Raw genomic sequence first — 753 nt, forward strand, 5'->3', positions numbered from 1 at the left:
CCATTGGTGAGCCGGGTACACAGTTAACAATGCGTACCTTCCATACGGGCGGGGTTGCCGCCATTGGTGAGCCGGGTACACAGTTAACAATGCGTACCTTCCATACGGGCGGGGTTGCCGGAGACGATATTACACAAGGTTTGCCGCGTATCCAGGAATTGTTTGAAGCGCGAAACCCTAAAGGTCAAGCGACGATCTCTGAAATTGACGGTGTCGTAGCTGAAATCAATGAAGTGCGTGACAAACAGCAGGAAATCGTCGTTCAGGGCGAAGTCGAAAGCCGTTCATATACGGCGCCTTACAACGCGCGCCTGAAAGTCACTGAAGGAGAGAAAATTTCCCGTGGCCAGGTGCTGACAGAAGGTTCGGTTGATCCGAAAGAGCTTCTGAAAGTTACTGACATCACGACGGTGCAAGAATACCTCCTTCATGAAGTGCAGAAGGTTTATCGTATGCAAGGGGTTGAAATCGGGGATAAGCACGTCGAGGTTATGGTTCGCCAGATGCTTCGCAAAGTGCGTGTCATCGATGCCGGCGACACGGAAGTGCTGCCAGGCACGCTGCTCGATATTCACCAGTTTACCGAAGCGAACAAAAAAGTTCTGCTCGGAGGCAAACGCCCTGCAACAGGCCGTCCGGTGCTTCTCGGTATCACCAAAGCATCGCTTGAAACGGATTCCTTCCTGTCTGCCGCGTCATTCCAGGAAACAACACGTGTCCTGACAGATGCAGCAATCAAAGGAAAACGCGATG

General features: G+C 52.2%; 1 pseudogene. It reads left to right on the forward strand.

Features of this window, described 5'->3' with window-relative positions:
- Positions 1 to 753, forward strand: a pseudogene (locus D8801_RS09690) (DNA-directed RNA polymerase subunit beta'); the annotation flags it as partial.

Source organism: Streptococcus oralis (genome assembly GCF_003943415.1).
GTDB classification, from domain to species: Bacteria; Bacillota; Bacilli; order Lactobacillales; family Streptococcaceae; genus Streptococcus; species Streptococcus oralis_BJ.